The sequence below is a fragment of the Mammaliicoccus sp. O-M54 genome, assembly GCF_022386035.1.
GTDB lineage: Bacteria > Bacillota > Bacilli > Staphylococcales > Staphylococcaceae > Mammaliicoccus > Mammaliicoccus sciuri_A.
This window is the reverse complement of the sequence record NZ_JAJNJE010000004.1, coordinates 170,881-197,607: the sequence shown is the minus strand read 5'-3', so window position 1 is coordinate 197,607 and position 26,727 is coordinate 170,881. Positions and strand designations below refer to the sequence as shown.

Genomic DNA, 26,727 nt, shown 5'->3' with positions numbered 1-26,727 from the left:
TCACCCTTAAACAGTCAAATCATGTTCTTCTTTCATTGATTCAGATTCATTATAAATTGTTAAGAAGTTTAACATCATTAAAGAGATACTCAGCAATAATACCGTTGTATAAGGAGTAGTACTTAATAATTCTTTATATGTGACGTCAACACCAATTAAACTCTTCATTGAGTTTAATGTACCATATACCATAATAATGATTGAAGAAAAGAATATTTTATTATAATTTCCTGAATTAAAGAAATCCTTTTTGTTGATGTTCTTTATAAAGCTCAACACAAATATAAAGAAAGCAATTAACAACAGTGCTTGAATAATAAAACATATCATGTAGTATAATACGCCACTCTTTATATCAAATGCAGTACTCAAAGGTACTTTTCTAAAGAAAACCACAAGATTAACAACCACTAACAAAGCATGTATGATCATCGCTATTAATGTAATCAAATAACTACGTTTTTCAGTATTACTAATATTACTCATCGAAACCTCTCCCTTTTATCGTTTTTCAATAAAAGTTTAACACCTTTTTTATTGTTTATCAATAAAAATTATTGTTTTTCGATAAAAAAAGAGTTATATCAAGTAATTCTCATCCACGTTGTGTTTTATTGGATTTTAACTTATACTCTCAGTAACAGTCTTTACTGTAATTTTACACTAGAGAGGAAGATTACCATGAGAAAAAATAATAATCGTATCCTTTTAACTACTGCCACTGAGGTCGTTTACCTTTAAGTGAAATGTATTAAGTTTATTGGTAAACGACACCAATAAAACTTAAGGAGCTATTATTGTGAAATTTAAAAAATTCATATCATACTACAGACCTTATAAACGAATTTTCGGTTTAACTTTAATTTGTTCATTACTTGTTACGGTTATAACGCTTGTAATACCATTGATTATTCGTTATATCACAGAGAATTTAATTCAACATTTCTCTGTAGCGCATGTTAAAGAAATTTACTTACTAGGTGCTGCTATGGTATTGCTCATATTGATTCAATTTTTGTGCCATATTTTTATAGATTATTATGGTCATGTTATGGGTGCAAAGATGGAGAAAGATATGAGCGAAGAGTTATATGAACATATTCAAAGCCAACCTCATCACTTTTTCGACCGAAATAGTACAGGTGGTTTGATGTCGAGATTAACGGGTGATCTTGAGAACTTATCAGAGTTATATCATCACGGTCCTGAAGATATCTTAATGTACATTATTCGTTTTATAGGTGCTGTCATTATTCTCTTGTATATCAATGTAGAATTAACAATTGTGATGATGCTATTTATTCCTATTATGATTGTGGTTTATTGGTACTACATCAAAAAGCTCTCTTCTATCTATGAACAAGATAAAGCTACCAATGCTGAAATTCATGGATTTTTAGAAAATACGATATCAGGAATTAAAGTTACAAAATCTTTTACGAATGAATCATTTGAAAGTAATCAGTATAAATCACTTAATAAAAAAGCAATTGAAATCAAAAAGAAAGTTCATAAATATGAAGCTCTATATAATGAGATTATAGGGTCCATCATTCAAGCAATGCCTGTCATCATCATTGTACTCGGTGCATTACTAATTATGAAAAAAGAAATTTCTATTGGGGATTTGTTAGCATTTGTACTTTATGTAGGTAATATCGCAACACCTATAGAAGTACTTGTTAAGCTGTCTGTTCAATATAATGAAGGTATTTCAGGTTTTAACCGCTTCTTTAAATTAATGCAACTTAAACCGGATATAACTTCAGAGAATACTCACCAACAACAAACACAACATTCAAATGGTGCTATTCAATTTGATCATGTTTACTTTCAATATGACCAAGAATATATTATCCATAATTTAAATTTAACAATCGAACCCGGTGCATATATTGCGATAGTTGGCCCATCAGGTTCAGGTAAATCAACCATCGCCAATCTGCTACCAAGATTTTACGATGTCACATCAGGATCCATAACGATTAATCATCAAGATATTAGAACGATCCCTCTTGAAGAACTTAGACAAAAAATAGGTATCGTTCAACAAGATGTCTATATATTCTCAAGTACCGTTTACGAGAATATTAAATATGGTAATCCTGAAGCTTCAATGGATGAAATCATTCATGCATCTAAATTAGCCAATGCACATGAATTTATTCAACAACTGCCAAATGGTTATCACACACAAATTGGTGAAAAAGGTGCTAAACTTTCTGGCGGACAAAAGCAAAGACTTAGTATCGCAAGAATGTTTCTAAAAAACCCAGAAGTTGTCATCTTAGATGAAGCCACAAGTGCTTTAGATAATTTAAGTGAGAAAGTCGTTCAACAATCATTGGAACAACTGACACTCAATCGCACAACTATCGTTATCGCCCATCGATTATCAACAATTCGAAATGCAGATAACATATACGTCCTAACAAAAGAAGGCATTATAGAATCTGGTAATCACGACACACTAATAGACAAACAAGGATTCTATTATAGAATGTATATCAACGAAGAGAACTAAATATAAGCATTATAAAAGCTGAGACAATACGTCTCAGCTTATTTCAATATATCCTTTAACGCTTCTAAATGATTTATAACATACGTCGCAATATCCCCGTTACCAAGATTTTGATGGTCAAAGTAACATGAATCAATACCATATTCATTTGCACCAACAATATCAGATGTTAACGTATCTCCTATCATTAAATAATGTGACGTATCATCATCTTTAATAACATTTAAACAATGATCAAAAAATTGTTTATGAGGCTTTTCAAATCTAATTTTCTCTGAAATAAAATGATCATCAAAATAATCAAAAATACCTGCATCATGCATGCGTTTCATCTGAGTTTCATAAACACCATTAGAAGCACTATAAAGATGATAACCCGCTTCTTTCAAATAACTTAATATATCTTTCGCACCATCAACCAGCTCATGATTATCATTCAACGTCTTTCTAAAAATAGCCTCTTTAGCACGCGCATCAACATTTAAATCAAATGACTCAAAAAACTCCTTAAAGCGAGTCGTTAACACTTCATCCTTAGAAACCTTGCCCTGCTCAAGTTCTAACCATAAACGCTTATTAATATCCTGATACTGCTTAAAATTCAATTCATTAAACACAATACCCTCAGATTCAAAAACCGCTCTAATCGCTTCCCTTTCACCAGCATTAAAATCTAATAAAGTATTGTCCAAATCAAATAAAATATGTTTATACATCGAAAAATCCCCTTTTAGTCTGTAAGGTTATGGAATATATTATACCATTACCTAAAAAAACACTCCTCGAAGTTGTTCGAGAAGTGTAATGCATTATTTAGAGTTAGTTCTCTAATATTTTATAACCTTTATATCCTACTCCTAATATTTTAAAAGCATCAGTATACGAAATTTTATCTGACTTAACTGCATTTTCAACATAATTAAAAAAGTTTTTATCCATCCTAAAGTTCAAGTTATTTCTGTAGTTTCCACCTTTATTTCTATCAATATTTTTGATTTCTTGATAGTTTTCTTCTAATACTTTAACCTGTTCTTTATATTCATTATGCGTAATAAAGTTAAAATCGTATTGTCTTCTTATAAGGACATATTCACTAACCGGAAATATTTTTAATAATTCATCTATCGGCTTATTACCTATAGTCTCAAATATTTTACTTGGTACTAATATTTCAGCTGTAACTTTATTTACAAAGGCTTCTACTTTATCAAATTTACTATGATTAATTTCTTTAATATTATATATTTCATCATAGCCTATAAATAAATGGACAAGTTCATGAACAAGTGTGAAGAGTTGTCCTTTTTTAGAATCTTTTTGATTAATAAAAATAATAGGTGCTTTTTGATCAGCTAAAACAAATCCTCTGAATTCATTAATATTCAAATTTCTATGAGTATTGTCTTTATATTTACCATTCAAGAAAATAAAAACACCAATCTGACTTATTTTATTACGGAAATAAGTAAATGGATTATCATCGATATTTTCAAAGTAATTAATATTTATATTTAAATATTTTCTAATCTCTTCAGCTACATGTTGATAATTATCATTGATACTAAATTTGTTTATAAAATCTAAATGATTTTCTACTTCATCTTTCAAGAAATCTTGCTTAACTCTCATTTCTTTAATCGTATCTTTAAGTTCACTACTCATCTCTTCAATATCAGATGAATTAATTGTCCTAAAATCTAATTTTTCTTCATATGGTTCAATATAATCATCTAAAATTAATAAGCCAACTGGTACATTTATCATTTTTGAAATAGTGGATAACTGATTAAAAGTAGGATTTTTCTTACCATCGAGAATGAGATTTATACTTTTAATGCGTTTAGCTATAGCGTCAATAGGTGTATTAGAATTATGAATGTATCGAGATAGAACTTTATTATTTACTGCCAATTCTGTACTCATCACGTTCCCCCCCTTTAGTTATCATTAAATGCATTAAGTTCTCTATTTATATTAAATATATTATACCACCACATATATTTCCACATATAAAAAACACTCCTCGAAGTTGTTCGAGAAGTGTTGCAACGATGATATATTCTAAATATATTACCGTTTTGAGAATTGTATGTGCTGAAACGAAAAATACACAATACAAATTAATTCTTTTATATCAATGATTACAAAATATTAAGATGCTAATCCGATAATAGGAACTCATTGATTTAGACAAAGTTAACACCAATTAACACTATAAAATAGACTAGTCATACTTTGAATTTAATTTTTATTATAATGTTATGTTCTTCACCTCATATGTAATAACTATACAAAAATTAGAAATTCTTTTTGCAACTTTCACTACGTTATTTTTTCATCATATATTATTTCATATTCTGTTTAAAACCATATCTGACTGCACGGTGATTAAATGCATCTTCTCCACCTTCCATAACTTTACAGATTCGATTTTTAACTGTAGGCTCATCTACCGAACCATAAAGATCTGGCATAACTTCTTTCAAATCACCCATACAAATTAACCATTCTGAATCTCCATTTACTGGAATATTAGCATTATGGGTAACAATTATTATTTGACGATTTTCTTTACGTTTTAATATACTCTTAACTATTAAATTATTAATCAATTGACTATCTAAATCATCTTCTGGTTGATCAAGTACTAGTACTGAATCTCCATGTGCAAGTATCATTGATAAAATTGCTGATGTCTTTTGTCCTGCTGACGCATTAGATAGACTAATCTTTTTTTTGTTTATTTCAATTGTTATAGTTATCAAATCATTTGGAGTTAAAACCTGAACTTCAGATAATTGAGTGTTTGATAACTTATTAAAATAATTAATCAATTTTTTATTTGTAAAAATAGTACTCTCTTCTCCTAATCTGATTTTTTTAATATCTTTATAGACATCTTTGTAAGAATAATCAGACCCCTTTAACTTTTGAAGAAGACTATCAAATTCAGATCCAAAGCTATCTTCTTTGCCTAATATTACTCTCAATTCCTCAACATAAGATGAAAAATCTCTATTAGGTTGTATTTGTGCGGTTATTCCATCAATATCTTTGAATATCTCTTTACAAAACCTACGTCTTTCCTGAGTTAATCTTTTAAGGCTTAAGTCTACTTGCTTGCTTAATTCTTCTATTTTTCTATTATTCTGCTTGAATTTATCTTCTTTTTCAATAACTTTTTCTAATTGTTTTTCTTTCACTTTTAGTTCCTCGTGAAGTAAACCTAGGTTTTCCATCGATTCGAGTTCACCCGGTTCTAATTCATCTTTCATCTGCTTAAACTCTTCATCAATTTTTTTAAACTCTTTATGCCAATTTGAATTATTTATTTCTTTTTGATATTCATCGATATTTTTCGTTATTTCTAGAATATGTTCAGATATTCCATCAATTTCATATTTTATCTTATCTAACAAATTACTTCTAAATCCATCAATTTCAGAAGAAACTGATAGTTTTTTTGCGGGTATAAAAACTTGATCTATCAAACTCTGCAATTGTGCAGGAATTTTACGAAATTGAGTCAAATCGTCATCTATAGTTTTATTATTTTGTGTTTCTTGATTGTTTTTTTCAAACACTTTCTTGTTATGTCCAGTTCCTAACTTTAATATTTTATTTTTTAAATCCTCAATTCCTAATTGTAAAATTTGTTTTTTATCTACTTCTTCTTTAAGCTTAACATTGTCCATATTAATTTTCAGAATATCACTTTTAAAACTATTAATTTCCTCGTTTATTTCAGCTATTTCTGTAAAATTAAATGTATCCACCAATTCAAGAATGCTTTTTTGATTTTTCGAAATCTCATAAATATGTTTTTGCATATAAAGGCTAATGTTTTCCGAAAGCATTTCCAAACGTTTAAAGTCAGTAAGTTCTTCATTTTTTTCAAAATCCACTGAAAATACCTGATGTGATATAGGTGTTCTAATAATTTTATACATTGATCCTTCATAAGAAACTTCTAAAACAACTTTTGTATTTTCAGTAAATACACCTGACTCATTATCTGCTATTTTAGAAAATTATGAATAGTCAGCGTATATTTCTGAATAATCTCTAAGTTTATCTTCTTTACCTAATACATAAAATAACAGTCGTGTTATACATGATTTTCCCGTGCCTCTTCCACCTATTATCGTTGTTAAATTATTACTAAAATCTACTTTAACTTCCTTACTACTTAAAGTAGTGCCTGAAAAACTAAGTGTTTTGATTGATACCTTCCTATCATTTTTATTAGAATTAATAAAATCTGATTGAGTTCTACTTTTACCAAGCATCAATGCATCTCTAAGCGAATATAAGTCAGGATTTTCTTTCATTTTTATATATGTATATCTTTGGCCTATTCCCCACAAACCATGCTTCGGATTCCCTTCTTCATGAGGGTTATCTGAGAACGTCAAAAAATTAATATTATTATTTATTGCTTCTCGTACAGGTTTTAACCATTCTGCAAGAGTATCCTCTCCAACGTTTCCATATCGTTGTCCAACACTAGCAATTTTTCTCTTTGCATCTTCACCTGAAAGATTATCTTGCAAAATATCTAAGAATTCTTTTTGTACGACTTGAACAGATGAAATATTAGGTGCTTTAAAGACATCTTGTCGTACAGCATAACTTAAACCTGATAGACCGTTATATTCATCAATATGGGCTGGAATAACGACTAATCCATGTCTTTCAGCATAGTTTATCACCTCTAAAACAGTTTTTGGTGAATTTGCATCTGATGACGCCATCTTATCCCTTTCAATCTCCATTTTCAATATAAAATCTTCTACCTCTGTAGTTCCAGAATTACGATCAAATAAGACTAATAAATGCGTCTTACTTTCTCCACAGGTTAACTCAACACCAGGAAACAATATAATATTATTTTTTTCGGCTACTTCTTTATATTCATCGATATTAGCACCCGTATTGTGATCAGTCAAAGCAACACAATCCAGTCCTTTTTCTTTACACTTTGCAACCCATTGCTCTGCAGTGACTGATTTATCATGAAAACATTTGCTTGCCGTTGAGTGTATGTGAAGATCACACTTATACCATTTATTTCCGACCATTTACTTACTCCCTTTCATATTGGTTTATATACAAACTACTTTATATTATTTTTCATTTTAACTATGTTAATAACACTTTTTATGACAGTGATTTACTTTATACAAATATTCGTTAATTATTGTTATAGATATAAAGTATCTCAATTACTGAATTAAAAATTAAAACTGACTTCACAATTACTTTCACCACAAAAAAATTTAATTTACTACTCGATATCCATAATTGTTCTAATTCATATAACATTTCAAATCAAATTAGTTTCTTTTATTAATTTAATTGTATTAACAATCACGTTATTTGACTCTTCAATTGATACAGGCATCCACATTCCTGTTAGTGGACCATATACAACAGGATTAATATCTACTTCGTAACCTCTATACTGATATTCTGTTTTATATGGTAAATAACCATAATAACCATTAGTATATCCACCGAAAAAATTAAAATCATTTTCTAACAATTCTTTGACTTCTAGCGACATTTCATAGAATGGTTCAAAAGGAATACCTATAAATATACCCTCATTTAATTTGAAACCACTAATTTCAAATTCTAAGAACATTGGTTCATTAATTCTTTTCAGCATTTCAGATTCCCATTTTGTTGTATTTAAATTCCAGATATTAGATGCATATTTTGCTTGTTCTTTTATTTGAATAAACGTTTGAGCCTTCATAAGCTCAATATCATACTTTTTATTAAAGATTCTAAATGATTCTACGTCTTCATAAATAAGTGTTTGACTACTAAATGACTCTTCTATTTTTTTAGCAACAATACTTAAATCTTTTCGATTACCACGCCATTTAGGATTTAAATTTCCTGTACCTAGCTGTACCACAGAAACATTAGCATGTTTACTTTCTAATCTTTTTCTTATGACACTTATATAATCATTGGAAAGGACATAACTATTACTTTTCAAAATATTAGGATGTGATGACATAAATATCAATAATCCTAAATTTTCTTTACTATCTTTGCTTCTAATACTTAAATATCCGATTCTATTATCCACTGATGTATTCTTTCTTACTCCCATAGTGGCTAAACCATTTATTATTTCTCTTCGGTTATCAGAAATTTCTATTTGATCAAGGTTCCACGAAATCTCAATAGGTTCAGCATTTTTTATGCAGTCTAATGAAACTTTTAATAATTTATTTATTAACTCTTGATTATATTTAATGGTAATTTGTTTCCCATCTGCTGTTGCTGGACCAGAATGAGTATGACTGAAATTCAATATAATATTATTAAATTCAATATCATGAGCTTCAGAAATTCTATTCCTTATCTCATCGCTAAATTCTTTTAATAAGCCCACATTATCTATACATATAAACAACATCTCTTTTTTACTATCTTTAATATAATGCACAATAGCATATATATTATGTAAAATTTCTAAAATAGGTTTATCACGATGATAACCAATAAAATTAATACCCAAGGGAGGGTTAATTTCTATTTTTTTCACTGATCCTATAACCATATTAATCACCTCTCACTTTCTATATAATATATCATTATTATATAGAATATTCAGTTAATTTTCTTTATTTTTTTATGAGTTATAATAATTAATAATTTAAAGTAATTCCCATTAAATTTTGAAAATCTATTTTCTGTATAAATATTACAGATAGAAATACATTCATTATATATATTGTTATACTGGTTCAGATGATTTAAACTACAACAACTTTTAAGATAAAAAATTTTCTTTCAGATACCTTTATCATCACAAAAAACACTCCTCAAAGTTGTTCGAGAAGTGTTGAAGATTTAGGTATTAATATTATTATTCAATTCGATAACTTTATTACAATACTTCTTGTTTTCTAAATCGTGGGAAATGATAAAAATAATTTTGTCTGAATATCGTTCTGTTATAAATTTAAAGATCTCATTTTCTAATGCTTTATCAATGTTACTAGTTGCTTCATCTAATATAATGCAGTCTACCTTTTCATGCAATACTCTTGATAGCATCAATCTTTGTTTTTCTCCACCTGAAAAATTAGTTCCACCTTCATAGACAGTATCATCAATGTCTTTATCTTTTAAAATACTTTTTAGAATGATGTTTTCTTTTAATGTATCCCAATTTATATTGTCATCTTTCTTACCATAGAGTATGTTGTGCTTTAATTCCATTGGAAGAATAGACATATCTTGAGAAATATAAAGAATTTTTTCTCTCAAACTATTTTTTTCAATATCACATACATTTATATTATTAATTCGAATTCCTGAACTCTCTCTAAAGTTTAGCAATGACTTCATTAACGTACTTTTTCCTGAACCAGAATGCCCTTCAAGAAAAACGATATCACCATGATAAAACTCTTCACTAAAATGATATCTAAATTCTCTTTCATTTATTGTTATTGTAGGATTATTAAATGCTATTGATTTTATAGTATCTAGTTTTAAATCACTTGTGGCTTCTTGATTATTTTGAACTTCTGTATCCAAAAATTCTTTAGAAGCAAGTAGATCTCGTAATTCAAGATTTACATTGGTAAAAGCTTGCAATGATATGAAATAAATAGGTAGTATCACACTGATAATGACTAAATCTTCTACTTTTGTTTCTCCAATTATGATTAGATATGCTAATATGAAAAACGTTAAATTTTGGACAAAAGTATTAATTAACTCTATTACTAAACTAGTACTCTGACCAAATTTATTAACCTCAGCCATCGATTTGTATATTCTTTCAATTGATGGAGAAATCAAATTTTCAATTCTATCATAGCTTTCTTGTTTCATCATATCTATATTTTTATAAACAGCGATAATTTCCTTATATCCTGTAGAAGTCTCTTTTTGCATTTGCAAACTTTTTTCTTGAAGTTTTGTATTAATCATTTTATAGCCAAAATAGTTTAATGGAATCAATAAAAGCAGTGTTATCGCTATATAAATATTGATATAAAAAACTATTATTAAGCACGTTATTAATATGATGATATTGCTTAATGTACCAATTAACGATTTTGTTACAAAAAAATATAAACTGATAACCACCTGACCAACACGATCAATAAGATATGTTGGTTCTTTTTTTAAAATTTCATCATATTTCATATCATATACTTTTTTATACAAATCAGTAGCATAGTTTTTATTGAAACTTAAGGCAAAATTTTCTCTAATAATTACCATAAATATTTGTAACATATAAGTTATAAACATGAATATAATGACTAAATAGAGTGCATTAGTATTTAACTTATAATTTGAATAGAATACTTGTGTAAGGAGTATAGGAATAGCAACTGTTAATAATGATGTGACGATAGTCATTAATACCGTTACTAAAATAAATTTCTTACTTTGTAATAATATTTTAATCATCGGCTTTCTCCTTAAAAAAATTATTAATATATTATAAAGAGAAAATGTTTTTCCTAATATGATTTACATCACATTTTAGTTATTTAAATTTCCACTTACAAAAAAACACTCCTCGAAGTTGTTCGAGAAGTGTTTTAAAGTTATACAATTTATATTACACGCTAATCCATTCATCATTTCCAGCTATTAAAATTTCTTCATCTTTATTCATACCAATAGTATAGTCTGATCCTGCACTTACACAAATGATATTTTCCCATTCAGTTGTATCACATTGCCCATTATCATTCTTCCCGGTTGCTACTACGTTTCCTGATTGAGTTAATCCTACAGAATGATAACTACCTGCTGAAAGATACACGATATTCTTCCAATCTTCTATATCACAAGTAGCATATTTATTATCTCCTGTTGCTACAACTGTTCCATCTTGTTTTAATCCTAATGAATGTAGATATCCTGCTGAAATTTGTTTTATATGGTTCCAGTCTGAAACGTTAATCTGTCCTCTTGTGTTATTGCCAGCACCAACAACTGAACCATTTATAGATAAACCTAATGTATGCCAATCTCCAGCAGAAACTTGAATGATATTATTCCAAGATGATACATTACATTGACCTTCAGTATTTCTCCCGATTGCTTGCACGCTGCCATTTTTCAATACACCTACTGTATGCATCCAACCACAATCTATATCTATTACATTTTGCCAATCATGTACGTCAATTTGTCCATGCTGATTATTCCCGCTTCCAATAACTGAACCACTGTGCATTAATCCTACTGAATGTGTATTACCAGTATTTCTTGCTTTATGTACATTCCCAGCACTAAGTAGTTTAATATTACTCCATAAATCAACATTACATTGCCCATTTTTATTATTACCTTTAGCTATTACTTTATTATCCTTCTCACGAATAAGCACATGTCTTGATCCTGCAGAAATACGTTTATACTGACCTCTCATTACATTCATAATATCTCCTTAATTTAACTTTTATTAAGAATAAACTTACTTGAAACCATTATAACTTCTATCAGTATGACAAACTCAATACAACTAGTCCATAAAATAAAAAAACACTCCTCGAAGTTGTTCGAGAAGTGTTGAAACGTATATTCTGTTGAACACAAATTGCGTATGCAATTTGCGTACCAAATTTGTAAGCGAACAAGTTCGCAACAACTTTGGGATATTAACGTTTTGAGAATTGTGGTGAACGACGAGCACCTTTAAGACCAGGTTTCTTACGTTCTTTCATACGTGGGTCACGTGTAAGTAATCCAGCGCGTTTTAATGATCCACGGTATTCTGGATCTGCTTCTAACAATGCACGTGCAATTCCGTGACGGATAGCTTGTGCTTGTCCAGTGAAACCTCCACCTTGAACGTTTACTAAAACATCGTAGTTACCTTTTGTTTCAGTTACATCAAATGGTTGGTTTAAATCTAAAATTAATGATTCAAATGGTAAGTAGTCACGTACGTCACGTTTGTTAATTGTTACGTTACCTTCACCAGGTACTAAACGTACACGTGCTACTGAATGTTTACGACGACCTGTGCCTTTATATTCAACTTGTGCCAATGTAGTATCCTCCTCTTAATTAACCACGTAACTCGTAGTTTTCAGGTTGTTGTGCAGCATGTGGATGCTCTGCACCAGCATATACGAATAATTTTTTACCTTGTTTTTCACCAAGTTTGCTCTTAGGTAACATACCTTTGATAGATGTTTCTAATAAACGAACTGGGTTTTTCTCTTTTAATTCACCAGCAGATACTGATTTTAATCCACCTGGGTGATTTGAGTGACGGTAGTAAATTTTATCTTGTTCTTTATTACCTGATAAGTAGATTTTTTCAGCGTTAATGATGATAACGTTATCTCCTGTATCAACGTGTGGTGTGTAAGTTACTTTATGTTTACCGCGTAAGATTGATGCGATTTCTGATGATAAACGACCTAACGTTTGTCCTTCAGCATCAACAACGTACCATTTGCGATCGATGTTTGCTTCATTAGCCATAAATGTTTGACGCATTATAGTGTCCTCCTAAATTTTAAAAAAGTTCTGGGTTAAGATGTATATATTAACCTGTACCAAAGCTTCATATATACATCTTATTTCCTTAGTCTGATTCCTGCTTCTATATCTTAAAACACAATAAGATTCCGGGGCTTATCGTGGTGGTGATATAAAACAATACCGTTGTCTATAATATAATTTATTTGTCTTTTTGTCAATTGGTTTTAAACATTTTCTGAAGACTTTTTATTATATATTTTGATATCATTTCCGAACTCTTTGATAAGTTCTGCTTTATCTAAGTAAATTTTTTCTAAATATAGCCCATGTGCTGGTGCTGTATGTGGTACTTTGTTTCGATCTTTTTCTTCTAGAAGCTGATGAATATCATCACCGCTTCTCTTCCCTTCACCGACGAGTATTAAATAAGCGACCATGACTCTTACCATATTATATAGAAAGCCTGATCCTGTAACGATAAATTCAAATCCGTCATCTGTTTCAACGACTTCACTTTGATAAATGGTACGTTCTTTATTTTGCACTTCAGTCTTTTGTGAACAGAAACTTGTAAAGTCATGTGTACCTATAAAATGTTGTGCAGCTTGATTCATCAAATCAATATCAACGGGTTTCTTTTGTTGTACTTTTGTGTCATGTTCAAATACATGTCTTTCTGGATCGATATAAACTTTATAACGATATTTCTTACCGACACAATCATATCTACAGTGAAAATCTTCATCAATTTGTTCTACACTTTGTACGTGTATATCTTTAGGCAATACTGAATTAAAAGCATATTCCCATTTATCTGGTTTAATATTTAATGGTGTATCAAAATGAAAATACTGCTCTATTGCATGCACGCCTTTATCAGTTCTGCTTGAAGGATGTATTCTTACAAATGTTTGATGCATTCTTTTTAGAATTCTCTCAAATTCATATTGCACAGTTCGTTCATGATGTTGAATTTGAAATCCCATAAACTGTCCACCGTGATATGAAATTTTCACTAACATTCTCAAAGTCTGCACCTCAATTCCTTAATAAATATAATGCTATCGCTACAACAATAATTGTTGCGAGTCCAATACTATCTCTTAGTTTCCATTTTAATTTTCGATAGGTTGTTCGTTGATTTGAAGCATTATAACCTCTAGCTTCCATAGCAACTGCTAAATCATCTGCTCGTTTAAACGCCGATATGAACATTGGTATGAGTAGTGGAATAATAGCTTTTAATCTGTTAAATATACTACCTGCTGTTACGTCAGATCCTCTTGATGTTTGTGCTTTTATGATTCTATCTAATTCATCCATTAATGTTGGGATAAATCTAAGGGATATGGACATCATCATTGCGAGTTCATGTACTGGGAACTTAACCTTTTTTAATGGTCTCAACATTGATTCTATTGCATCTGTTAAGCTTATCGGACTTGTTGTTAACGTCATGATTGTTGAAATCATCACTAAAAGTGCAAGTCTTAAAACAATAAATGCACCTTGTACAACACCATTTTGTTCAATTGTGAATAGTTTTAAATCAATAATGACTGGTCCGCCTTTAGTCACAATTAAATGCATGATGAACGTAAAAATAAACAGCAGCATAACAGGTGTTAGTCCTTTAATTAAGAACCAGAATCTTATTTGTGCTAAATACATAATGATTAACACTGTTAACACCATAAAGCCATAAGATGCCCATGAATTACAAAAGAATATTAATATCATAAATATAAATACATACAGCATTTTCATGCGTGAATCTAATCGATGGATTATTGTATTACCAGGTATGTATCGCCCGATTATTAACTTATCAGTCATGAGGCTTCACCTGCTTTTCATACATATCTTTAAACATCTCTTCACTTGTCGCGATTTGATCAAACTTCATATTATATTTAGCTTCAACTGCTTGTTGAAGTTTAATAATATTAGGTGGTTCAAGATGCGTTTGATTCAGAAGTTCTTCATTTGTAAAAATATTAACTGGCTTATCTTCTGCAACGATTTCACCAGCTTTAATGACTTTAACTTCATCCGCATATTTAAGTACGATATCCATTTGGTGTGAAATTAAGATAACCGTAATACCGAGATTTTCATGGATGTCATTGAAGAGTTCCATCATATCATGTTGCCCTTTCGGATCTAAGCCTACTGTAGGCTCGTCAAGGACAAGTATTTCAGGTTCCATAGCTAATACACCTGCAATGGCTATACGTCGTTTCTGACCGCCTGAGAGCTCAAATGGCGATTTCTTTAATAAGCTACGATCCATGTTTAACAAATCCATTAGAGATTCTGCTTTTTGAATAGCTGCTTCTTTATTCATACCGTAATTGAGCGGTCCAAAAATAATATCTTTTTCAACTGTATCTTCAAATAATTGATGTTCTGCAAATTGAAAGACGATACCTACTTTTTTACGCACTGGCGCTAATTTCTTTGATTTCGTCTTCTTCGTAATGTTTGTATCACCGATTGTTAATTGTCCCTCTGTCGGCTTTAATATAGCATTTAAGTGCTGAATTAATGTTGATTTACCAGAACCTGTTTGGCCAACAATAGCATAAAATTTAGATTCTGTGAATGTTGTAGAAACTTGATTTAAAGCTCTATATTGATATGGTGTCTTTATACTGTAGTCATAAGTGACGTGATCAAACGTTATTTTCATAATCGATTCACCAACTGTTCGAATGTTGTATATTCATAATTATGATTGAGCAAGTAGTTCATTCTCATAGCAAAAGGTAAGTCTAAGCCAATTTCAGTTAAATAGGCACCTTGCTTAAATATTTCTTCAGGTATGTCTTGTTTATAAACTTCACCTTTATTCATCACAATAATCTCATCAGCATTAACAGCTTCTTCTAAATCATGTGTAATGGAGATAACTGTTAAGTGGTGTTCACTTTGAATAGATTTAATTAAGTTCATAATACTCTCTTTACCTTCAGGATCAAGCATAGCTGTCGCTTCATCTAAAATCATAATGTCTGGTGACATCGCTAATATACCTGCAATCGCGACACGTTGTTTCTGTCCACCTGAAAGATGACTTGGTTCGAATGTTTTCATGTCTGACATGCCAACTTCTGTTAATACCTCATCAACTATTTCATGCATAACGTGATAGTCTATACTTTGATTTTCCATACCGAATGCTACATCATACTCTACAGTTGAACCAATAAATTGATTATCAGGATTTTGAAATACAATACCTACATGTCTTCTCACTTCATCAATTGTATCGTTCGACAGTAAGATGCCATCAACAATGATTTCACCTTCATAATTTTGATTAATACCCATCATTAATTTAGCAATTGTAGACTTTCCAGAACCGTTATGTCCGACAATGGATGTCCACTTGCCTTTTTGTATATTAAACGAAACATCGCGAAGTGCAGCTGGCTCATTTTCATCATATTTAAATGTAACGTTCGAGAACCTAATCAAATTTTCCTGCACCATAACATTCATCCTTCAACAAGTTAATTACTATATATTTTACAGTATACATACGAAATTGTAAGCATTAATTACTTTAAACATATTACCTATTATAAAATAAAATGCAATAAAAAAAATCCGTATAAACGGATTTAAAATAAAAAAGCGCGCACTCCACCATAGACGAGTTCACGCAATAAGTCATTCAAATGTGGTGGAGTACTCTGAGCTAGACAATATCTATGTGTGGTAAACATTATCATTGCACTCATTTGCTTTGTGTGTGTGAAATAAATTGTATTTATATAGAAATGATTGAAGTGACTTTCGTCACTCCAATAAAGAATAGATTATACTAATTCAATAATTACTGATTCAGCACCGTCACCGCGACGTGGACCAACTTTCATGATACGAGTATATCCACCTTGACGCTCTTCATAGCGTGGCGCAACATCATTGAATAATTTTTGTAATGCAGTAATTGTTTTGTCATCTTCTAAGATTTTAACGTCACGAATCGTTTGAGCAGCTCTACGACGTGAAGCTAGATCACCTTTTTTACCTAAAGTAATTAAGTTATCAACAACTTTACGAAGTTCTTTAGCACGAGCTTCTGTAGTCTCGATACGTTCAGAAACGATAAGTTGAGTAGCTAAGTCACGTAACATTGCTTTACGTTGATCAGAAGTACGACCTAATTTTCTGTAACCCATGAATTAACCTCCTTTATTAGTCTTCTTTTCTTAAACCAAGACCAAGATCTTCTAATTTATATTTAACTTCTTCAAGAGACTTACGACCTAAGTTTCGAACTTTCATCATATCTGCCTCAGATTTGTCTGCTAATTCTTGTACAGAATTAATTCCTGCACGTTTTAGACAGTTATAAGAACGTACTGATAAGTCTAATTCTTCGATAGACATTTCAAGTACTTTTTCTTTTTGATCTTCTTCTTTTTCAATCATGATTTCAGCATTTTGTGCTTCATCTGTTAAATTAACAAAAATGTTTAAGTGTTCAGTCATGATTTTAGCACCTAAAGAAACAGCTTCTTGAGGAGATAATGAACCATCTGTCCACACATCGATTGTTAATTTATCATAATCACTACTTTGCCCTACACGTGTATTTTCAACTGTATAGTTCACACGATTTACTGGAGAATAAAGTGAGTCGATTGGAATGACACCAATTGGCAAATCACTTGTGTTATTTTGTTCAGCTAAAGCATATCCGCGACCTTTATTAGCAATTAAGCGCATCTTAAGGTGTCCACCTTTAGAAACTGTTGCAATTTTTAAATCTGGGTTTAAAATTTCAACATCACTGTCATGCATGATATCTTTCGCAGTAACTTCACCTTCATCTTTAATATCGATTTCAAGTGTTTTGTCTTCTTCAGAGTAGATTTTTATAGCTAATTTCTTGATGTTCATAATGATAGTAGTAACATCCTCAACTACATTTTCAACTGCTGAGAATTCGTGAAGTACACCTTCAATTTCGATATTTTTAACTGCCGCACCTGGTAATGAAGATAATAGGATACGACGTAAGGAGTTGCCTAGTGTTGTACCATAACCACGTTCTAGCGGTTCAACAACGAACTTACCGAATGTAGAATCATCACTAACTTCTATTGTTTCAATTCTAGGTTTTTCGATTTCAATCATTTAAATATATCCTCCTTATAAACGTCGATTAAACTTTATTAATTTCTATCCAGTGACTCTTGAACATTAGAACTAACAAAAATTATACACGACGACGTTTTGGTGGACGACATCCGTTATGTGGAACTGGTGTTACGTCTTTGATTGCTGTGATTTCTAATCCAGCTGATTGTAACGCACGGATCGCTGATTCACGACCTGGTCCAGGACCTTTAACTGTTACTTCTACAGTTTTCAAACCGTGTTCCATAGCAGCTTTTGAAGCTGTTTCTGAAGCCATTTGAGCTGCAAAAGGTGTTGATTTTTTAGAACCTTTAAATCCTAACGCACCTGCTGAAGACCATGATAATGCATTACCGAAATCATCAGTGATCGTTACGATTGTATTGTTGAATGTTGAACGGATGTGAGCTACACCACTTTCAATATTCTTTTTAACTCTACGTTTACGAGAAACTTGTTTACGTGCCATTTATATGTGCCTCCTTTACTTATTATTTTTTCTTGTTCGCTACTGTTTTAACTGGTCCTTTACGCGTACGCGCATTGTTCTTAGTGTTTTGACCACGAACTGGTAAACCACGACGGTGGCGAATTCCACGGTATGAAGCGATTTCCATTAAACGTTTAATGTTTAAGTTTTTCTCACGACGAAGGTCACCTTCAACTTTGTAACCATCTACAACTTCACGGATACGACCTAATTCGTCATCAGTTAAATCACGAACACGTGTGTCTTCAGATACGTTTGCTTCTTTAAGAATTTTTTGTGCTGTTGTTTTTCCGATACCATATACGTAAGTTAACGAGATTACTACGCGTTTCTCACGTGGTACGTCAATACCTGCAATACGAGCCATTTATTTACACCTCTCTTTTATTAGCCTTGTTTTTGTTTGTGTTTTGGATTTTCACAAATCACCATTACTTTACCTTTACGACGAATAACTTTACATTTTTCGCAAATTGGTTTTACTGATGGTCTTACTTTCATCTTTGTATACCTCCTTGTATTTGGAGTGACGATTATTTATAACGATAAGTGATTCTTCCGCGTGTTAGGTCATACGGAGACATTTCAACTGTTACTTTGTCGCCAGGTAGAATTCTAATATAGTTCATACGGATTTTACCACTAACGTGTGCTAAAATTTCATGTCCATTTTCTAATTCTACTTTAAACATAGCGTTTGGTAAAGTATCTAATACTGTACCTTCTAATTCGATTACATCTTGTTTAGCCATGATCATTTCCCCCTTTTTCTATTCATTCTAGTGAAATACAAAAGTATTTCATGTTTTAAAACCTGGTCCAAAATTAGAGACATACTTTAGGTGATTAAATCACATAGAATAAGCACAGGTTTATAAAATTGGGATGATTTAATACTTAAGATTTGCATTCGACAACACTTCAAATACTTATCGCTTCTTGTAATCACTCCGATTGTATTTCAAAAACCTAAATACTATCTTGATTCTTAAAATTGAACGCATTCACGCGTTCAAGAATCACCTAAAGTTAGGCGAATTCGGGGTGAAAGCGTCATTACTATAATGATTCAAGAATTTGAATAACATCTTCAGTAACATTATCAATTTGTCTAGAACCATCGATGTTTTTAAGGACACCTTGATTTTCATAGAAATCTAAAAGTGGTTTAGTTTGTTTAACATTGACACTTAAACGATTTGCTACTGTTTCAGGGTTATCGTCTTCACGTTGATATAATTTACCACCGTCAAGATCACAAACACCTTCAACTTTTGGTGGATTAAATACTAAATGATAAGTTGTTCCACATACTTCACAAATTCTTCTACCAGTTAAACGATTCATAAGTTCTTCTTCTGCAACTTCGATGTTGATAACAGCATCTACTTTACGATCTAAGTCACTTAAAATTTCATTTAATGCATCAGCTTGTTCAACTGTACGAGGAAAACCATCTAGTAAAAATCCTTTTTTCGCATCTTCTTCAGCTAGTCTTTCTCTAACGATACCTATAGTCACTTCATCTGGTACAAGTTCCCCGCGATCCATATAAGATTTAGCCTCTTTACCGAGGTCAGTCTCTTCTTTGATCGCTTTACGGAACATATCACCAGTTGAGATATGAGGAATAGGGTATTTCTTAACAATTTCACTCGCTTGAGTACCTTTACCTGCTCCAGGTAAACCCATTAAAATGATGTTCATAAAAACCCTCCTACTTGCTTATCGTCTTCTAAAGCCTCTATATTCACGTTGATTGAGTTGAGCTTCTAAAGTTTTCATTGTTTCAATTGCAACACCGATAACGATTAGTAAGCTAGTACCACCAACTTGTATTGCTTGAGGTAAATTCATTAACTTAATTGCTAAAATCGGAATAATAGCAATAAATGCTAAGAAAATTGATCCCACAAACGTTAAACGATAAAGCACTTTAGTGATGTATTTTTTAGTTTGATCTCCAGGTCTAATACCTGGTACATAACTACCTTGTTTTTGTAAGTTTTCAGCCATCTTATCAGGATTAACCTGAACAAATGCATAAAAGTATGCGAAAGCTATAATTAAAATAACATATACAATCATACCAATATTATGTGATGGATCAGCATAATTTGTAATTGTTTGCGCCCATTCTTGATCCGGGAAGAACAATGTTAATGTCTTCGGAAGCATGAAGAATGCCATCGCAAAGATTACAGGAATTACACCTGCTGAGTTAACTTTTAAAGGTAAGTATGTTGCGTTTGCAGATAATGAACCACCTGCACCTTGAGTTTGGCGTTTAGCATATTGAATAGGAATTTTACGAATTGCTTGTAGTACATAAACTGCACCAACAGTTAGTAAAATCATACCTACGAATAAACCAATCGCTTTTAACCAAGCCATAGTTGTATCATCTGCACCAACAAAACTTTGTTGGTAGAACTGAATTAATGAGTTTGGCATTGAAGATAAAATACCAGCGAAGATAATAATAGAAATACCATTACCTACACCAAATTGTGTTATCTGTTCACCTAACCACATTAAGAAAGCTGTTCCTGCAGTTAAAACAAGTGCTATTAACACATAATTTAACACTGAAGTATTTTGAATTAAATTACCACCAAGCATATTATTAAATGAATACGACATACCTAAGCCTTGAATAAAGGCTAATACAATTGTGAAGTAACGTGTAAATTGATTAATCTTTTTACGACCAACTTCACCTTGTTTAGACCATTCTGTAAACTTAGGTACAACATCCATTTGTAATAATTGCATAACGATTGAAGCAGTAATGTAAGGCATAATACCCATCGCTAAAATTGAGAAGTTCTGCAAGGCACCTCCACCGAATGTGTTAAACAAATCGGTAATACCTTGCGAACCTTTATTTTGATTAAAAGCATCTGGATTAACACCAGGAGCTGGAATGTAAGTTCCAACTTTAAATATAACGAGCATTGCTAGTGTGAATAATATCTTGTTACGAATATCTTTAGTCTTCAAAAAACTAATGATCGTTTCAAACATTAGATCACCTCATGCGTTCCGCCCTTACCTTCGATTGCTTCAATAGCTGAAGCTGAGAATTTATGAGCTTTTATTGTTAATTTCTTTTCTAATGAACCGTTTCCTAAAACTTTAACGCCAGATTTTTCAGATTTAACAACACCTGATTCTACTAATAACGCTGGTGTAACTTCAGTTCCTTCTTCGAAACGATTTAATTGATCAAGATTAACAATTGCATATTCTTTACGGTTGATGTTAGTGAATCCACGTTTTGGTAAACGACGGAATAATGGTAATTGACCACCTTCGAAACCTAAACGAACACCGCCACCTGAACGTGCTTTTTGACCTTTAGTACCACGACCACTTGTTTTACCGTTACCTGTAGCCATACCACGACCTACACGGTTACGTTCTTTACGAGCACCTTTAACTGGTTTCAACTCATGTAATTTCATTTTGGCACCTCCTTAATACTTTAGATGAATTTATTTTTCAGTAACTTTTACTAAGTGACTTACTTTGTTGATTTGCCCACGAATCGCAGGATTATCTTCAACTACTACAGTTGAGTTTGTTTTTTTAAGTCCTAGCGCTTGAACTGTCTTACGTTGAGTTTCAGGACGACCAATAACGCTACGAGTGAGGGTAATTTCTAATTTAGCCATAGTGTTTGTTCCCTCCTTAATTTAATAATTCTTCTACTGATTTACCGCGTAGACTAGCTACTTCTTCGGCATTTTTAAGTTCTTTAAGTCCTTCAATTGTAGCACGAACCATGTTGATTGGCGTGTTAGAACCTAATGATTTACTTAAGATATCAGTGATACCAGCTAGTTCTAATACGGCACGAACTGGTCCACCTGCAATAACACCTGTACCAGGTGCTGCTGGTTTAATTAAAACACGACCTGCACCAAAACGTCCAATAACTTGGTGAGGAGTTGTTCCTTCAACACGTGGAACTGTTACTAATTCTTTCTTAGCATCTTCTACTGCTTTTTTAATAGCTTCAGGTACCTCTTGAGCTTTACCAGTACCGAAACCTACGCGACCATTTTTATCTCCAACAACTACTAAAGCTGTAAAACGGAAACGACGACCACCTTTAACTACTTTAGCTACACGGTTAATCGTAACTACGCGCTCTTCAAATTCTTTAACTTCTTGTTCTTTACGACGCATGAGTGTCCCTCCTTTAAATTAAAATTGAAGTCCGTTTTCACGAGCTGCATCAGCTAATGCTTTGATACGTCCGTGGTATAAATATCCTCCACGATCAAATACTACAGCGTCAACGCCTTTTTCAGCGGCACGTTTTGCAACGATTTCGCCTACTTTAGCAGCTGCTTCTACATTACCTGATTGCTCTAAATTAAATTCTTTATCTACAGTTGATGCTTGAGCGATTGTTACACCGTTTAAGTCATCAATTACTTGAGCATAAATATGTTTGTTTGAACGATATACGTTTAAACGTGGCTTTTCGCTTGTACCAGCTAATTTAGCACGTACACGAGCATGTCTTTTCAAACGAACTTTATTTTTGTCGATTTTAGCGATCATGTTAGTGCTCCTTTCTTATCTTAATGATTACTTACCAGTTTTACCTTCTTTACGACGAACATATTCGCCTTCGTAACGAATACCTTTACCTTTATAAGGTTCTGGTGGACGGATTGAACGGATATAAGATGCAATTGCACCAACACGTTCTTTAGAAATACCTTCTACTTTAACTTTAGTGTTTTTCTCTACTGATAATGTGATTCCATCTTCAGCAACGATTTCTACAGGGTGAGAATAACCAACGTTTAAGATGATATTTTTACCTTGCATTTGGGCACGGTAACCAACACCAATAAGTTCTAAGTTTTTCTCGAAACCTTTAGATACACCTTCAATCATGTTAGCGATTAACGCACGAGTTGTACCATGGATTGTTTTATGTTCTTTAGAGTCAGATGGACGTACAACTTCTAAGCTGTTGTCCTCTTGTTTATATGTCATTTCTTCATTAAAAGTACTAGTTAATTCACCTTTAGATCCTTTAACTGTTACTGTGTTACCTTCGATAGTAACTGTAACGTCTGAAGGGATCTCAATAATTTTCTTACCAACACGGCTCATTATGTGGGCACCTCCTTATAATTTTATAATTACCAGATATAAGCTAATACTTCTCCACCGATTCCACGTTGTCTAGCATCTTTATCAGTTAAAACACCTTCAGATGTAGAAACAAGTGCAATACCTAAACCGTTAAGAACTTTTGGAAGTTCGTCAGCTTTAGCATATACACGTAAACCTGGTTTAGAAATACGTTTTAATCCTGTGATAACGCGCTCGTTGTTTTGACCATATTTAAGGAACATACGGATAACACCTTGCTTATCATCTTCGATATATTCTACGCTTTTTACGAATCCTTCTTTTTTAAGGATTTCTGCGATTTCTTTTTTAATGTTTGATGCAGGTAACTCTAATTTTTCGTGACGTACCATGTTTGCGTTACGCACGCGAGTTAACATATCTGCAATTGGATCTGACATTGTCATTTGTGTTTCCTCCTTTCATTCTTTTGAGTTTACCAGCTAGCTTTACGTACGCCAGGGATTTGGCCTTTGTATGCTAGTTCACGGAAACAAATACGGCAAAGTTTGAATTTACGATATACTGAGTGTGGACGTCCACAACGTTCACAACGAGTGTATTCACGAACTCCGAATTTTTGTTTACGTTGTTGTTTAGCGATCATTGATTTTTTAGCCACTTAATTAGCCTCCTTTATAATTAGAGATTACTTTTGAAATGGCATACCGAATTGTGTTAACAATTCACGAGCTTCCTCGTCAGTGTTAGCAGTTGTAACGATAACGATATCCATTCCTCGTACTTTACTTACTTTATCATAGTCGATTTCAGGGAAAATTAATTGTTCCTTAACACCTAAAGTGTAATTTCCACGACCGTCGAATGCTTTTTTAGAGATACCACGGAAGTCACGTACACGTGGTAATGAAACTGAGATTAATTTATCAAAGAATTCATACATTCTTTCTCCACGTAATGTAACTTTTGCACCGATTGGCATACCTTCACGAAGACGGAAAGTCGCAATAGATTTTTTAGCTTTAGTTACTAATGGTTTTTGACCAGTGATTGCTTGAAGTTCTTCAACTGCAGAGTCTAAAACTTTAGAGTTTTGAACTGCATCACCGATACCCATGTTTACAACTATTTTTTCGATTTTTGGTACTTCCATAACTGAACTATAGTTAAATTTCTTAACTAACTCAGCAGAAATTTCATTATTAAACTTTTCTTTTAAACGTGTCAAAGTGGATCCTCCTTTCACTTAATAATTATTCGTTTGATGATTTGATTTCTTCGCCAGATTTTTTAGCGATACGAACTTTTTTACCATCTACTACTTTGTATCCAACGCGAGTTGGTTCATTTGTCTTAGGATCAAGTAATTGAACGTTTGATACGTGGATAGTACCTTCTGTTTCTAAGATACCACCTTCTGGATTGAACTGAGTTGGTTTTTGGTGTTTTTTAATGATGTTAACACCTTCTACAACTACGCGTTCTTTCTTAGGTAATGCTTCTAAAACTTTACCAGTTTTACCTTTATCTTTACCTGAGATAACGATTACGTTGTCACCTTTACGTACGTGCATGTGTAGGCACCTCCTTAGGAATTTTGTTTTTTATCATTATAGATTAAAGTACCTCTGGCGCTAGAGAAACGATCTTCATGAAGTTACCTTCACGTAATTCACGCGCTACAGGACCGAATATACGTGTACCACGTGGACCTTTGTCATCACGGATGATTACACATGCATTTTCGTCAAATTTGATGTAAGAGCCATCTTCACGACGTACACCTGATTTAGTACGTACAACAACAGCTTTAACAACTTCACCTTTTTTAACAACGCCACCTGGTGTAGCATTTTTAACAGTAACGACGATTACATCACCAATGTTAGCTGTCTTACGACCAGATCCGCCTAAAACTTTAATTGTTAATACTTCACGAGCACCAGAGTTGTCTGCTACTTTTAAACGTGTTTCTTGTTGGATCATCTTTGTTTGACCTCCCTTATCTTTATACTTCTATTAAATAATTACTGATTCTTCAACGATTTCAACTAGACGGAAACGTTTAGTTGATGATAAAGGGCGTGTTTCTGCAATCTTAACGATATCGCCCATTTTTGCTGAATTGTTTTCATCATGCGTTTTATATTTTTTTGAATATTTTACGCGTTTACCATATAATTTATGAGTTTTGTATGTTTCAACAACTACTGTAATAGTTTTATCCATTTTATCTGAAACTACTTTACCAACGTAAACTTTGCGGTCATTTCTTTCACTCACAGTAATGAACCTCCTCTACTTGATTATTTATTATCTGCTGCTTTCTCTTCTTCGATTTCTCTTTCGCGAACGATTGTTTTTAGACGTGCAATCGTCTTTTTAACTTTTCGAATGTTAGCAGTCTCTTCAAGTTGACCAGTTGCTAACTGAAAGCGTAAGTTGAATAATTGCTCTTTAGCTTCTTTGATTTCTTTTTCAATTTCAGTAGTGGTTAAATTTCTGATATCCTTAGCTTTCATTTGTGTCACCACCCAATTCTTCACGTTTTACAAACTTAGATTTAACTGGAAGTTTGTGTGCTGCAAGACGTAATGCTTCACGTGCAACTTCTTCTTGAACACCTGCAACTTCGAACAAGATACGTCCTGGTTTAACTACTGCTACCCATCCTTCAACTGCACCTTTACCTGAACCCATACGTACTTCTAAAGGTTTTTTAGTATATGGTGTATGTGGGAATATTTTGATCCATACTTTTCCGCCACGTTTCATGTAACGTGTCATTGCGATACGAGCTGATTCGATTTGACGAGAAGTAATCCAAGCTGCTGTTTGAGCTTGTAAACCGTACTCACCAAATGTTACTTCATTTCCTCCTTTTGAACGACCAGTTGTTTTTGGACGATGTTGACGACGGAATTTAACACGCTTTGGTAATAACATT

At 32.2% G+C, this 26,727-nt stretch carries 36 protein-coding genes; 1 reads left to right on the top strand and 35 read right to left on the bottom strand.

Going from position 1 to position 26,727, the window contains the following annotated elements; genetic code table 11:
* Positions 1–6: 6 nt before the first annotated feature.
* Entirely contained in the window at positions 7–486 is a 480-nt protein-coding gene (locus tag LQ673_RS08810; protein WP_078354928.1) for a hypothetical protein, read from the bottom strand.
* A gap of 313 nt (positions 487–799) precedes the next feature.
* Here LQ673_RS08810 and LQ673_RS14840 point away from each other — a divergent pair, with 313 nt between their 5' ends.
* On the top strand, positions 800–2,524 hold the full coding sequence (locus tag LQ673_RS14840; protein WP_191836472.1) for an ABC transporter ATP-binding protein: 1,725 nt from the start codon (positions 800–802) through the stop codon (positions 2,522–2,524).
* Between the two features lie 38 nt (positions 2,525–2,562).
* Here LQ673_RS14840 and LQ673_RS08800 read toward each other — a convergent pair whose 3' ends face one another.
* The 34 genes from LQ673_RS08800 to rplP all read right to left on the bottom strand — a co-directional run bounded on the left by LQ673_RS08800 (position 2,563) and on the right by rplP (position 26,726).
* Positions 2,563–3,240, bottom strand: a complete 678-nt coding sequence (locus LQ673_RS08800) for a YjjG family noncanonical pyrimidine nucleotidase (RefSeq protein WP_191836473.1) — start codon at positions 3,238–3,240, stop codon at positions 2,563–2,565.
* 103 nt (positions 3,241–3,343) lie between these two features.
* Positions 3,344–4,447 (bottom strand): ImmA/IrrE family metallo-endopeptidase, encoded by a 1,104-nt coding sequence (locus LQ673_RS08795; protein WP_191836474.1) that lies wholly within the window; start codon positions 4,445–4,447, stop codon positions 3,344–3,346.
* Between the two features lie 422 nt (positions 4,448–4,869).
* On the bottom strand, positions 4,870–6,474 hold the full coding sequence (locus tag LQ673_RS08790; RefSeq protein ID WP_204171093.1) for an AAA family ATPase: 1,605 nt from the start codon (positions 6,472–6,474) through the stop codon (positions 4,870–4,872).
* 81 nt (positions 6,475–6,555) lie between these two features.
* A complete protein-coding gene (locus LQ673_RS08785; RefSeq protein WP_191836480.1) occupies positions 6,556–7,605 on the bottom strand; it encodes a PHP domain-containing protein in 1,050 nt (349 codons plus the stop codon).
* A 245-nt stretch (positions 7,606–7,850) separates the two neighbouring features.
* Positions 7,851–9,104, bottom strand: coding sequence for a hypothetical protein (locus tag LQ673_RS08780; RefSeq protein WP_191836481.1), 1,254 nt, complete (start codon positions 9,102–9,104; stop codon positions 7,851–7,853).
* Between the two features lie 293 nt (positions 9,105–9,397).
* Positions 9,398–10,978 (bottom strand): ATP-binding cassette domain-containing protein, encoded by a 1,581-nt coding sequence (locus LQ673_RS08775; RefSeq protein WP_191836482.1) that lies wholly within the window; start codon positions 10,976–10,978, stop codon positions 9,398–9,400.
* A gap of 154 nt (positions 10,979–11,132) precedes the next feature.
* Positions 11,133–11,960 (bottom strand): RCC1 domain-containing protein, encoded by an 828-nt coding sequence (locus LQ673_RS08770; RefSeq protein ID WP_191836483.1) that lies wholly within the window; start codon positions 11,958–11,960, stop codon positions 11,133–11,135.
* 220 nt (positions 11,961–12,180) lie between these two features.
* Positions 12,181–12,573 (bottom strand): 30S ribosomal protein S9, encoded by a 393-nt coding sequence (gene rpsI / locus LQ673_RS08765; protein WP_025906473.1) that lies wholly within the window; start codon positions 12,571–12,573, stop codon positions 12,181–12,183.
* A gap of 19 nt (positions 12,574–12,592) precedes the next feature.
* Entirely contained in the window at positions 12,593–13,030 is a 438-nt protein-coding gene (rplM, locus tag LQ673_RS08760; protein ID WP_025906474.1) for a 50S ribosomal protein L13, read from the bottom strand.
* 209 nt (positions 13,031–13,239) lie between these two features.
* Positions 13,240–14,043: a tRNA pseudouridine(38-40) synthase TruA gene (gene truA / locus LQ673_RS08755; RefSeq protein ID WP_239745037.1), complete on the bottom strand. Its 804-nt coding sequence runs from the start codon at positions 14,041–14,043 to the stop codon at positions 13,240–13,242.
* Between the two features lie 10 nt (positions 14,044–14,053).
* Positions 14,054–14,851 carry an energy-coupling factor transporter transmembrane component T family protein gene (locus tag LQ673_RS08750; protein ID WP_025906477.1) on the bottom strand — a complete coding sequence of 266 codons (798 nt, stop codon included), beginning with the start codon at positions 14,849–14,851 and terminating at the stop codon, positions 14,054–14,056.
* The gene (locus LQ673_RS08745; RefSeq protein ID WP_191836484.1) at positions 14,844–15,707 is read right to left on the bottom strand and encodes an energy-coupling factor transporter ATPase; all 864 of its coding nucleotides are present in this window, start codon (positions 15,705–15,707) and stop codon (positions 14,844–14,846) included. Before LQ673_RS08745 ends, LQ673_RS08750 begins: the two co-directional genes overlap by 8 nt.
* Positions 15,704–16,510, bottom strand: coding sequence for an energy-coupling factor transporter ATPase (locus tag LQ673_RS08740; RefSeq protein WP_191836485.1), 807 nt, complete (start codon positions 16,508–16,510; stop codon positions 15,704–15,706). The genes LQ673_RS08745 and LQ673_RS08740 overlap by 4 nt, the downstream gene beginning before the upstream one ends.
* 329 nt (positions 16,511–16,839) lie before the next feature.
* Complete coding sequence (gene rplQ / locus LQ673_RS08735) at positions 16,840–17,205, bottom strand: 50S ribosomal protein L17 (protein WP_037589012.1); 366 nt, start codon at positions 17,203–17,205, stop codon at positions 16,840–16,842.
* Positions 17,206–17,221: 16 nt separating this feature from the next.
* Positions 17,222–18,166 (bottom strand): DNA-directed RNA polymerase subunit alpha, encoded by a 945-nt coding sequence (locus LQ673_RS08730; protein WP_025906483.1) that lies wholly within the window; start codon positions 18,164–18,166, stop codon positions 17,222–17,224.
* A gap of 82 nt (positions 18,167–18,248) precedes the next feature.
* Entirely contained in the window at positions 18,249–18,638 is a 390-nt protein-coding gene (gene rpsK / locus LQ673_RS08725) for a 30S ribosomal protein S11 (protein WP_025906484.1), read from the bottom strand.
* A gap of 22 nt (positions 18,639–18,660) precedes the next feature.
* Entirely contained in the window at positions 18,661–19,026 is a 366-nt protein-coding gene (gene rpsM, locus LQ673_RS08720; RefSeq protein WP_037589013.1) for a 30S ribosomal protein S13, read from the bottom strand.
* 20 nt (positions 19,027–19,046) lie between these two features.
* Positions 19,047–19,160: a 50S ribosomal protein L36 gene (gene rpmJ, locus LQ673_RS08715; protein ID WP_003156543.1), complete on the bottom strand. Its 114-nt coding sequence runs from the start codon at positions 19,158–19,160 to the stop codon at positions 19,047–19,049.
* Positions 19,161–19,192: 32 nt separating this feature from the next.
* Positions 19,193–19,411, bottom strand: coding sequence for a translation initiation factor IF-1 (gene infA, locus LQ673_RS08710; protein WP_001118443.1), 219 nt, complete (start codon positions 19,409–19,411; stop codon positions 19,193–19,195).
* A 307-nt stretch (positions 19,412–19,718) separates the two neighbouring features.
* Positions 19,719–20,366 (bottom strand): adenylate kinase, encoded by a 648-nt coding sequence (locus LQ673_RS08705; protein WP_025906780.1) that lies wholly within the window; start codon positions 20,364–20,366, stop codon positions 19,719–19,721.
* An 18-nt stretch (positions 20,367–20,384) separates the two neighbouring features.
* Positions 20,385–21,686 (bottom strand): preprotein translocase subunit SecY, encoded by a 1,302-nt coding sequence (gene secY, locus LQ673_RS08700; protein ID WP_191836486.1) that lies wholly within the window; start codon positions 21,684–21,686, stop codon positions 20,385–20,387.
* Positions 21,686–22,126: a 50S ribosomal protein L15 gene (rplO, locus tag LQ673_RS08695; RefSeq protein WP_025906782.1), complete on the bottom strand. Its 441-nt coding sequence runs from the start codon at positions 22,124–22,126 to the stop codon at positions 21,686–21,688. Before rplO ends, secY begins: the two co-directional genes overlap by 1 nt.
* 30 nt (positions 22,127–22,156) lie before the next feature.
* A complete protein-coding gene (gene rpmD / locus LQ673_RS08690; protein WP_037589015.1) occupies positions 22,157–22,336 on the bottom strand; it encodes a 50S ribosomal protein L30 in 180 nt (59 codons plus the stop codon).
* 16 nt (positions 22,337–22,352) lie between these two features.
* Positions 22,353–22,853: a 30S ribosomal protein S5 gene (rpsE, locus tag LQ673_RS08685; protein WP_037589016.1), complete on the bottom strand. Its 501-nt coding sequence runs from the start codon at positions 22,851–22,853 to the stop codon at positions 22,353–22,355.
* A gap of 18 nt (positions 22,854–22,871) precedes the next feature.
* Positions 22,872–23,234: a 50S ribosomal protein L18 gene (rplR, locus tag LQ673_RS08680; protein ID WP_037589017.1), complete on the bottom strand. Its 363-nt coding sequence runs from the start codon at positions 23,232–23,234 to the stop codon at positions 22,872–22,874.
* Positions 23,235–23,261: 27 nt separating this feature from the next.
* Positions 23,262–23,798: a 50S ribosomal protein L6 gene (rplF, locus tag LQ673_RS08675; RefSeq protein ID WP_025906786.1), complete on the bottom strand. Its 537-nt coding sequence runs from the start codon at positions 23,796–23,798 to the stop codon at positions 23,262–23,264.
* Between the two features lie 29 nt (positions 23,799–23,827).
* Entirely contained in the window at positions 23,828–24,226 is a 399-nt protein-coding gene (gene rpsH / locus LQ673_RS08670; protein ID WP_025906787.1) for a 30S ribosomal protein S8, read from the bottom strand.
* Between the two features lie 29 nt (positions 24,227–24,255).
* Positions 24,256–24,441 carry a type Z 30S ribosomal protein S14 gene (locus LQ673_RS08665; RefSeq protein WP_016998812.1) on the bottom strand — a complete coding sequence of 62 codons (186 nt, stop codon included), beginning with the start codon at positions 24,439–24,441 and terminating at the stop codon, positions 24,256–24,258.
* A 27-nt stretch (positions 24,442–24,468) separates the two neighbouring features.
* Entirely contained in the window at positions 24,469–25,008 is a 540-nt protein-coding gene (gene rplE / locus LQ673_RS08660) for a 50S ribosomal protein L5 (protein WP_025906788.1), read from the bottom strand.
* A 25-nt stretch (positions 25,009–25,033) separates the two neighbouring features.
* Positions 25,034–25,354: a 50S ribosomal protein L24 gene (gene rplX, locus LQ673_RS08655; RefSeq protein ID WP_037589018.1), complete on the bottom strand. Its 321-nt coding sequence runs from the start codon at positions 25,352–25,354 to the stop codon at positions 25,034–25,036.
* 43 nt (positions 25,355–25,397) lie between these two features.
* Positions 25,398–25,766, bottom strand: coding sequence for a 50S ribosomal protein L14 (rplN, locus tag LQ673_RS08650; protein WP_016911102.1), 369 nt, complete (start codon positions 25,764–25,766; stop codon positions 25,398–25,400).
* Between the two features lie 33 nt (positions 25,767–25,799).
* The gene (gene rpsQ / locus LQ673_RS08645) at positions 25,800–26,063 is read right to left on the bottom strand and encodes a 30S ribosomal protein S17 (RefSeq protein ID WP_016911101.1); all 264 of its coding nucleotides are present in this window, start codon (positions 26,061–26,063) and stop codon (positions 25,800–25,802) included.
* A 23-nt stretch (positions 26,064–26,086) separates the two neighbouring features.
* Positions 26,087–26,302 (bottom strand): 50S ribosomal protein L29, encoded by a 216-nt coding sequence (rpmC, locus tag LQ673_RS08640; protein WP_016998808.1) that lies wholly within the window; start codon positions 26,300–26,302, stop codon positions 26,087–26,089.
* Complete coding sequence (rplP, locus tag LQ673_RS08635; RefSeq protein WP_016998807.1) at positions 26,292–26,726, bottom strand: 50S ribosomal protein L16; 435 nt, start codon at positions 26,724–26,726, stop codon at positions 26,292–26,294. The genes rpmC and rplP overlap by 11 nt, the downstream gene beginning before the upstream one ends.
* Position 26,727: the final 1 nt, after the last annotated feature.

What these genes read in the sequence shown, in the direction of transcription:
- rplX (WP_037589018.1), bottom strand. Translation starts at nt 25,354, where the DNA reads ATGCACGTACGTAAAGGTGACAACGTAATCGTTATCTCAGGTAAAGAT.
- LQ673_RS08730 (WP_025906483.1), bottom strand. Translation starts at nt 18,166, where the DNA reads ATGATTGAAATCGAAAAACCTAGAATTGAAACAATAGAAGTTAGTGAT.
- rplR (WP_037589017.1), bottom strand. Translation starts at nt 23,234, where the DNA reads ATGATCGCTAAAATCGACAAAAATAAAGTTCGTTTGAAAAGACATGCT.
- rplM (WP_025906474.1), bottom strand. Translation starts at nt 13,030, where the DNA reads ATGCGTCAAACATTTATGGCTAATGAAGCAAACATCGATCGCAAATGG.
- rpmJ (WP_003156543.1), bottom strand. Translation starts at nt 19,160, where the DNA reads ATGAAAGTAAGACCATCAGTAAAACCAATTTGCGAAAAATGTAAAGTT.
- LQ673_RS08740 (WP_191836485.1), bottom strand. Translation starts at nt 16,510, where the DNA reads ATGGTGCAGGAAAATTTGATTAGGTTCTCGAACGTTACATTTAAATAT.
- rplF (WP_025906786.1), bottom strand. Translation starts at nt 23,798, where the DNA reads ATGAGCCGTGTTGGTAAGAAAATTATTGAGATCCCTTCAGACGTTACA.
- rpsH (WP_025906787.1), bottom strand. Translation starts at nt 24,226, where the DNA reads ATGACAATGTCAGATCCAATTGCAGATATGTTAACTCGCGTGCGTAAC.
- LQ673_RS08770 (WP_191836483.1), bottom strand. Translation starts at nt 11,960, where the DNA reads ATGAATGTAATGAGAGGTCAGTATAAACGTATTTCTGCAGGATCAAGA.
- rpsM (WP_037589013.1), bottom strand. Translation starts at nt 19,026, where the DNA reads ATGGCTCGTATTGCAGGTATTGACGTACCACGTGAGAAACGCGTAGTA.
- LQ673_RS08785 (WP_191836480.1), bottom strand. Translation starts at nt 7,605, where the DNA reads ATGGTCGGAAATAAATGGTATAAGTGTGATCTTCACATACACTCAACG.
- rplP (WP_016998807.1), bottom strand. Translation starts at nt 26,726, where the DNA reads ATGTTATTACCAAAGCGTGTTAAATTCCGTCGTCAACATCGTCCAAAA.
- LQ673_RS08795 (WP_191836474.1), bottom strand. Translation starts at nt 4,447, where the DNA reads ATGAGTACAGAATTGGCAGTAAATAATAAAGTTCTATCTCGATACATT.
- LQ673_RS08745 (WP_191836484.1), bottom strand. Translation starts at nt 15,707, where the DNA reads ATGAAAATAACGTTTGATCACGTCACTTATGACTACAGTATAAAGACA.
- rpsE (WP_037589016.1), bottom strand. Translation starts at nt 22,853, where the DNA reads ATGCGTCGTAAAGAACAAGAAGTTAAAGAATTTGAAGAGCGCGTAGTT.
- LQ673_RS08775 (WP_191836482.1), bottom strand. Translation starts at nt 10,978, where the DNA reads ATGATTAAAATATTATTACAAAGTAAGAAATTTATTTTAGTAACGGTA.
- LQ673_RS08790 (WP_204171093.1), bottom strand. Translation starts at nt 6,474, where the DNA reads ATGTATAAAATTATTAGAACACCTATATCACATCAGGTATTTTCAGTG.
- infA (WP_001118443.1), bottom strand. Translation starts at nt 19,411, where the DNA reads ATGGCTAAACAAGATGTAATCGAATTAGAAGGTACAGTATTAGATACT.
- rpsK (WP_025906484.1), bottom strand. Translation starts at nt 18,638, where the DNA reads ATGGCACGTAAACAAGTTTCTCGTAAACGTAGAGTTAAAAAGAATATT.
- rpmD (WP_037589015.1), bottom strand. Translation starts at nt 22,336, where the DNA reads ATGGCTAAATTAGAAATTACCCTCACTCGTAGCGTTATTGGTCGTCCT.
- rplO (WP_025906782.1), bottom strand. Translation starts at nt 22,126, where the DNA reads ATGAAATTACATGAGTTGAAACCAGTTAAAGGTGCTCGTAAAGAACGT.
- LQ673_RS08780 (WP_191836481.1), bottom strand. Translation starts at nt 9,104, where the DNA reads ATGGTTATAGGATCAGTGAAAAAAATAGAAATTAACCCTCCCTTGGGT.
- secY (WP_191836486.1), bottom strand. Translation starts at nt 21,686, where the DNA reads ATGTTTGAAACGATCATTAGTTTTTTGAAGACTAAAGATATTCGTAAC.
- LQ673_RS08800 (WP_191836473.1), bottom strand. Translation starts at nt 3,240, where the DNA reads ATGTATAAACATATTTTATTTGATTTGGACAATACTTTATTAGATTTT.
- LQ673_RS08810 (WP_078354928.1), bottom strand. Translation starts at nt 486, where the DNA reads ATGAGTAATATTAGTAATACTGAAAAACGTAGTTATTTGATTACATTA.
- rplQ (WP_037589012.1), bottom strand. Translation starts at nt 17,205, where the DNA reads ATGGGTTACAGAAAATTAGGTCGTACTTCTGATCAACGTAAAGCAATG.
- LQ673_RS08705 (WP_025906780.1), bottom strand. Translation starts at nt 20,366, where the DNA reads ATGAACATCATTTTAATGGGTTTACCTGGAGCAGGTAAAGGTACTCAA.
- rpmC (WP_016998808.1), bottom strand. Translation starts at nt 26,302, where the DNA reads ATGAAAGCTAAGGATATCAGAAATTTAACCACTACTGAAATTGAAAAA.
- LQ673_RS08750 (WP_025906477.1), bottom strand. Translation starts at nt 14,851, where the DNA reads ATGACTGATAAGTTAATAATCGGGCGATACATACCTGGTAATACAATA.
- rplN (WP_016911102.1), bottom strand. Translation starts at nt 25,766, where the DNA reads ATGATCCAACAAGAAACACGTTTAAAAGTAGCAGACAACTCTGGTGCT.